We start from the raw sequence: 6025 nt of genomic DNA, 5'->3' as shown, positions 1-6025 counted from the left end.
CATGAAACTGGTAGCCGCTGGGTACTACTACGCACTAAGGTGCAAAGTGGCACCTACGGGGGAGTTTGTGCCTGCTCGACAAACAGGTAGAGGGGAAACAATTGAAATTCAGGACTCGACGGATGCTTGCTGGACCGATGCTGGCGACGGCGCTCACAGTGCTTGCGCTCTCCACGACACCAATAACAGCGTCCGCTGCGCCGGCCTCTCTGGATCCAGATCCGTTCTACTCACAAACCGAAGCCGCAACCGGTCCCGTCGGCACACCCATCTCCGTCCGACGAGCCCCTGACCTCTTAACCTTCCCAGGATCCGCAGTCTGGCAGGTGAACTTCAGATCGCTGAACTCGGCAAACAATCCGATCGTCGCGGTCACCACCGTCATAATCCCTCCCAACCACACACCAGACGGCCCGCTGTTGTCGTATCAACACATCGTCAACGCACTGGGCACTGAATGCGCACCGTCACGAGCGCTCTACAGCTCTGACCCCAGGAGCACCTACCGTGAAGCCATAGCACTGAACATCGCCCTTCAACGCGGCTGGGCAGTTGCGCTTCCTGACCATCTGGGTCCCACCAGCGCGTACGGCGCTGCGCGCCTCGGCGGACAGATCACTCTCGACGGAATCCGCGCTGTGCAGAAGTTGCCCGAACTCGGGCTCACATCCAGTCCCGTGGGAATCGCGGGATACTCGGGCGGCGGTATGGCAACAGCGTGGGCCGCAGCGCTTGCACCGACATATGCCCCTGAAATCAACATCGTCGGCGTTGCCGAAGGCGGTGTACCCATGAACATCACCAAGATGGCAAACGCACTAGGCCGCGATCCTCACCCGGCATTCGGTCTCGCATTTGCAGCCGCATTGGGTCTCGAACGCGAATACCCGACCGAACTGCCACTGACCAGCCAACTCAACGGTCTAGGACATGCTCTGGCTACAGACTTGACCAACGCCTGCACAACCCAACTCCTCATCACCGGAGCCGGGCGAAGCGCCCTCGACGTAGCGCTGTCGACATCGATGCTGGACAACCCCGACGCCATCAGCGTCATGAACGACAACAGCGTGGAACTCTATCCCGGAATTCCGACGGCACCGATATACGAATGGCACAGCGCCACAGACAATCTCATTCCGGTCGACTCCGTCGTGGCAACCATGGCCCGATACTGCGCAGCAGGCGCGACCATCCAAAGCGTGTTGGGCCCCAATCTGGATCACCTGACCGTGGGAGCCATCGGGCTGCCGGCCGCGGTCGACTATCTGCAAGACCGATTTGCCGGCCGACCGGCACCGAGTAACTGCTGACATGAGCGTTCCGTGGCCAAATCTCGCTCGCGGTGGCATCGTGAAGTCATGAATGATGCGGACGATACCGGCGCAGCAGCCGAAGGTAACTACAGCCTCGATCCAGACGACCAACTGCAACCAGAAGACACTCTGATCGACCGAGGCGTTGACGACATCCTCGACGAAGGGATTTCGCCGCCTGAGCGTCCCTATGCCCTCGGCGATTCGGAAACGGGGGAGACCCTCGACGAGCGTCTTGCCGAGGAAGAACCCGACCCTGCGGCCAAGCTGGGAGATCCGTTATTCGAGCAAGGTGACGCGGAAGACGCTGTCCGCGAAGCGGAATTCCCACCGGACCGTGAGGTGGGCACACGCCGTGCGGGACGCCTTGTTGCCGAGGACGAAGGGCGATACGAGGACGAGGAAAGCAACTTGGTAGCCGAGGACGTCGGTGTTGATGGAGCGGCCGCCTCTGCGGAGGAAGCTGCGATTCATATCATCGAGGACTAGGTTGTTCGAGGGTTGACGGCTACGGCGACGTCATCACGATTGTGTGGACGTGATTTCCGCCCAGTCGTTTGCTCTCGTACATCGCGGAATCGGCGAGACGATGAAGCGCGTCGATTCCGGCTTCCTCGGCGTCCGAATCCAGCCAACTGCCATTGTGGATCGCGATCCCGATACTTGTAGTCGATCGTGGTTCGACAATCGGTGTATTCATTGCGGGGTGGATTCGCGAGATCAGATCACCGACATCAGAGAGCGGCATGATCTGAACCACGATGAATTCGTCACCGCCGACTCTGGCAATTGCCGCATCTGCTCGCGCCCACGCGGTCAATCGATTTGCTGTTCGAATGATGACGCGATCACCGACATCATGTCCGAAAGTGTCGTTGAATTGCTTGAAATTGTCGATGTCGATGACAACCACCAATAGTGACTGGCCGATGCCGGACTTGGATCGAATCAGCTCCGCTGTACGACGAGCAAGACCGCGGCGATTGAGAAGATCTGTCAGGGGATCGAGCTCCGACCCTTGGGCGTCGTTACTCAGAAGGATCAATGCAATCTGCGTCAGGAACGGAACAACGCTGATGACGCTCACCGCAAAGAGAATTCGCCCAAAGGTATCGAAGAATGTCGTCGGTTCTTCGGTGAAAACACCGCAGCATGCTGCGACGACGATTGTGATCGAAAACAGCAGGTGAACCAGGTGAGCACGCATGTTGTGGAAGAAAGCGATATACGTGCCCATCAGCCCGAACACCAGTGATCCGAGAAGTCGCTGATCAAGATCCGCTTCGGTGAGCACGATAATAGCGATCGACACATCGCTCGCGATGACAAATTGAAGCGAACGGTTTCTGGTAGTCGTGAATACCGGGTATGCCAATCCGCCTATCAGCGCGAGTACACCGATCATCAAGTCAAGCGGAATGCTGCTTACTTGATCGGATGCCGTTCCCAGTCGTTTTCCCACAACGGTGACTCCCATGGAAAAGACCATGAGGCCGATAAGTATTCGTGCGGTTTTGAGGAATCCGTTGCCACGAAGCAAACGGGTAAATCGATCAAACTGGTCAGGCATAGCAAGCCAGCGTTCGACCACTTCACGTATGGGGTTCACTGAGGACGTAGGCCTCGCGAACTCGTGAGCGGAAACTCGGGCATGCCGACAAGTTTAGTCGGTTATCGAATTTCTTAGAGCTTTCTGATCACCACCAGAAAAGCTCAATATGTCACAGTGACGTATTGAGCTGGGGGACGCGGACCCTGGCAACTGCCGAGCACTAGCCGGAATCCCGCCCAGACCCGTCAGTATGTCTAGGTCTGGGCCAGACGGCGTTGGTTGCCATGGGCCCGTGGGCACGGGGCGTGGCGGCGCCGGAAGATCTGAGTCGGCGACCGATTCCACAGGGCCGCGGCCAGTGGGCGCGCGGACACCGACGGGATGAATGCGTGTACGTATAACACAGACGAGCATCACGAGAGATTGGGTTCATTCAGGCCATCCGGCACATATCCGCAGGTCGGTAATTTGCCGATAATCTACATTATGTCAAGTAGTGGGGATTTGAGCGTCTGAAGGACCTTCCCCCATGGATCAGACGCAGATCGAGCACGATGCTTCCGACACGCTCGTTTCCACATCTCGACCTGGAGTCGACGCAGCAACGACGGATGTTGCAGCGGACGGTCCAGGATCTTGCCGCGCGCATCGCGGCGTATTCGGATGAAGGAACTGCAATCCCACAACGCGAGCGCATCACCGTCGCCATACGCCGTTCGGTAATGAATCCCGCTGACGGAATCGCCGGCCGGTTGATCTTCGAATATCGCGCGAGCCCATTCCTGAGTTGATGCTCTGGGTTCTGCGCCCTGAGCGCGCCCATCCGGATCCAGCGCCCCGCGGTGGTGGACACGACACCACAGCCACGGCTCCCCTGGTCCTGATCGAACCCATTGCCACAGAACGCCACCTGGAGACATCGGCCGCTGCGGCGACTCGAGGGATTTCACCATGCAGCGGCAGTTAAGCGCTGCGCATGTGCGACGACGCCGTCAGGTCCGTGCGCAAGTATTTCCTGCAGCGGCGTGCGTCCGTCGAATTCGATACTGGGCTTGTTCATCCAGGCGGACAGACTCACGGGTCCGCCTGGAAACACTGCTTGCAGCGTCCCGAGCCGCGGAATGATTCCGGAAGCATTGTCCGGAATGAATTGCCATGCAGGCAAACGCCATTCACGACCGCGTTTGAGGCCAATCAGTTTACCCTCGTCTTGCTTTGCCGTGATTGCTTGCTCACGAACACCCAGTAAGTGTGGTCAGCTTGTTTACAAGTGAGCCCGGTGTCAATGAGGGCTTGCCTAGCGGCAAATTGGTCAGACAAGTCACCTACGACAGCCTCAAGTGCCTCGGCTTGGGTGGGCGCGGCCCCAGGCCCCCTCATCTAGTTCGTCATCTGCGGATACTGCGGATGCAACGCGCGCAATGTCATCAGCCTCGGCAAGATCTGCGACCAGATGCAGGCGTGCGCGCCGCGCTTTTGGGGTGGAACCACCGGCACTGTGCTTCCGTGTGGCAACCATCAGACCCTCCCTGCACAAGTTATGAAAGTTAACCGTGTTGTGAACTACGCCGCGCCGGACCATCAGCGCACGACTACGCGGTTACAGGCGACTAGCTTTGGTACATGGATACGGTCTCGATGATGCTGGGCTCGCCTCGTGGTCGGTTCTTCTGCGCAAATATCGGAAATGCCTGCAGCACGCACGAGTTGGCGTCGCGTTACGGTCTGCACTCCACACTCGGCGACGTTGTTGATGTCCTCGCTAACGTGGACTTCGGAGCCGTTGCCGCACTGTCCGAAATCGAAATTCTCGACCGGTTCGCCTATGCCGTGGATTTTGCACGCTACTGGCAGCCGCCGGACGAAGAGGACATCGTGTTGGTTGTCCCCCAGATTGTCGAGCTTCTCCGACCCATCGCTCATGCAGTCCTGGCGTCACCGCACACTCAGTGGTGGGCCGAGCCCGTCGACCTCGTCAACCAACGAATGGTTCAGAAATACGAACGTACCGATGACCCAGACGTAACTCCTCTACGCATCCGGAAGTTCGAGGACGGACTGGAGCAGTGGCGAACGCACACGCTGGACTACGAAGCGACGTTCGTCGAGTATCTGAAAGCGGATCCTGACAGGCAGATCGGCGGTGAATGGTGGTCGATCCCAGCCGCGAACGGGGCTTACGACACCACTCGCGCCCGGGACGTCCTCGGAGCTATCGAGTTGATGCTCGTTGAGGACAGCCCAGGATGGAGTTTCGCTCACGTGTGGCCGGTGAGCGTCCACAGAACACCTCGGGTGTACGAGATCTCGAGTCCTGCGGACTGGGCTCACCTCGTCGACACCTATCCCCTCGCTGTACCGGCATCGCGTCGTTCCGTTTGGTACGACACCACGGGCGAGTATCACGACTGGTTCATTCCGGATTGGAGCAAGGTAGTCAACGACTACGACGCAGTTCACCTGAGCATGATCGGGTATCTCACCACTCCGGGTATCACGATTCCTCTGTCAGCCCGCTCAGGTGCCACCGTACTTGCGGGCTGGAATCCCGATACCACATTCTGGCTGAACACCAGTTTTATCACCGTCGACGGCAACATGACCGCCTGGCGCCCGAACTCTGAAAATCTCTGGGAGCCAGTCTAATCGGCTGGTGCCTGCGATCCTCGGGTGACCTCGACCGCGGCACTCATTTTCGTCAAGAACTCGCCTATCGTCGTCAATTGCGTCGGCGAAAAGGATTCCAAGACGTCGGTGGCCTGGCCGATCAGCGGTCCGAAAAACGACCACCCCAGATTCTTGGCGCTATCGGTGACATCGATGATCACGCGTCGACGGTCACTCATGTCTCGTTCTCGAACCACCAGGCCGCGTTGTTCCATACGGTCGATCAATGCTGTTACCGACGCGGAGTTCAAACCCAGTTGCTGACCCAGCCATCCCGGCGTGGCGGGTTGTCCCGCGCGTTCAGCGTCAAGAAGGCTGATCAGCGCGCGCACATCTGTGGAGTGAAGTTGATGCTGCGCTGCGAAGTTCGCACCGAACAGATCCAACTGCACGACCAACGCCCGCAGTAGGTGCACCATCTCGTGACCGCTGGTAGTCGACTTATTCGTATCGGTCACTTCCACTCCTCCGCTCGACGCGATTAGTTCCA

8 protein-coding genes are annotated in these 6025 nt (G+C 58.5%); 4 read left to right on the top strand and 4 right to left on the bottom strand.

Annotated elements, in window-relative coordinates; all coding sequences use genetic code 11:
* Positions 1–122 precede the first annotated feature (122 nt).
* Entirely contained in the window at positions 123–1313 is a 1191-nt protein-coding gene (locus RG2_RS14115) for a lipase family protein (protein ID WP_051730332.1), read from the top strand.
* Positions 1314–1361: 48 nt separating this feature from the next.
* Positions 1362–1805: a DUF5709 domain-containing protein gene (locus RG2_RS14110; RefSeq protein WP_033232036.1), complete on the top strand. Its 444-nt coding sequence runs from the start codon at positions 1362–1364 to the stop codon at positions 1803–1805.
* A 19-nt stretch (positions 1806–1824) separates the two neighbouring features.
* Here RG2_RS14110 and RG2_RS14105 read toward each other — a convergent pair whose 3' ends face one another.
* Entirely contained in the window at positions 1825–2886 is a 1062-nt protein-coding gene (locus RG2_RS14105; protein WP_072782533.1) for a GGDEF domain-containing protein, read from the bottom strand.
* Positions 2887–3422: 536 nt separating this feature from the next.
* Here RG2_RS14105 and RG2_RS31815 point away from each other — a divergent pair.
* On the top strand, positions 3423–3659 hold the full coding sequence (locus RG2_RS31815; RefSeq protein ID WP_033232038.1) for a hypothetical protein: 237 nt from the start codon (positions 3423–3425) through the stop codon (positions 3657–3659).
* Positions 3660–3814: 155 nt separating this feature from the next.
* On the opposite strand, the gene RG2_RS31810 is transcribed toward RG2_RS31815, so the two are convergent.
* Both RG2_RS31810 and RG2_RS31495 read right to left on the bottom strand, forming a co-directional pair.
* Positions 3815–3964 (bottom strand): antitoxin Xre/MbcA/ParS toxin-binding domain-containing protein, encoded by a 150-nt coding sequence (locus RG2_RS31810; protein ID WP_255285225.1) that lies wholly within the window; start codon positions 3962–3964, stop codon positions 3815–3817.
* Between the two features lie 240 nt (positions 3965–4204).
* Positions 4205–4387: a hypothetical protein gene (locus RG2_RS31495; RefSeq protein WP_133637957.1), complete on the bottom strand. Its 183-nt coding sequence runs from the start codon at positions 4385–4387 to the stop codon at positions 4205–4207.
* 104 nt (positions 4388–4491) lie between these two features.
* Between RG2_RS31495 and RG2_RS14085 the strand changes: the two genes are divergently transcribed.
* The gene (locus RG2_RS14085; protein WP_051730335.1) at positions 4492–5514 is read left to right on the top strand and encodes a hypothetical protein; all 1023 of its coding nucleotides are present in this window, start codon (positions 4492–4494) and stop codon (positions 5512–5514) included.
* Here the strand turns inward: RG2_RS14085 and RG2_RS14080 are convergent.
* Positions 5511–5954: a MarR family winged helix-turn-helix transcriptional regulator gene (locus RG2_RS14080; RefSeq protein WP_033232226.1), complete on the bottom strand. Its 444-nt coding sequence runs from the start codon at positions 5952–5954 to the stop codon at positions 5511–5513. The genes RG2_RS14085 and RG2_RS14080 overlap by 4 nt on opposite strands.
* Positions 5955–6025 lie beyond the last annotated feature (71 nt).

The sequence above is a fragment of the Rhodococcus globerulus NBRC 14531 genome (assembly GCF_001894805.1).
GTDB lineage: Bacteria > Actinomycetota > Actinomycetes > Mycobacteriales > Mycobacteriaceae > Rhodococcus_F > Rhodococcus_F globerula.
The sequence above is the reverse complement of the archived record's forward strand: the minus strand, read 5'-3'. Positions and strand labels throughout refer to the sequence as shown.